This window comes from Corallococcus interemptor, from assembly GCF_003668875.1.
GTDB classification, from domain to species: Bacteria; Myxococcota; Myxococcia; order Myxococcales; family Myxococcaceae; genus Corallococcus; species Corallococcus interemptor.
In genome coordinates, this window is the sequence record NZ_RAWM01000434.1 from 1 (window position 1) to 393 (window position 393).

1 pseudogene is annotated in these 393 nt (G+C 51.9%); it reads right to left on the reverse strand.

The features are described from left to right. Window positions 1–393: pseudogene (locus tag D7X96_RS39405) on the reverse strand (hypothetical protein); the annotation flags it as partial.

Below are 393 nucleotides of genomic sequence, written 5' to 3' on the forward strand. Positions count from 1 at the left end.
GTATACGCATGGTCGTGCGTTTTAGCTGCGGAACAGGGCGAGAAACGCCGCTCTCTGCCGCTTTTGGCATTAATCGTTCAAGCTGGCTGTCATCAAGTATGCCTAATTTGTTGCCTAATTCCTGACGAAGATATATTCGCAGCGTTTCGCCCGGCACTTGCGATATCAATGGTAGTGCCAGCGTACTCAAACGTGCGCGCCCGTCAGGGGTACTCAGATCAACTTGCGGCATCAGACTGTTAAACAGAAATGCGGAGAGTGGCATCGCCTGCTCCATCCGCGCTTCAAACGCTTCTTTACCTTCTTTTCGTACTAGCGTGTCAGGGTCTTCGCCATCAGGCAAAAACATAAAGCGTAGCTGACGGCCGTCTGTCATGTAAGGCAGCGCCGTTT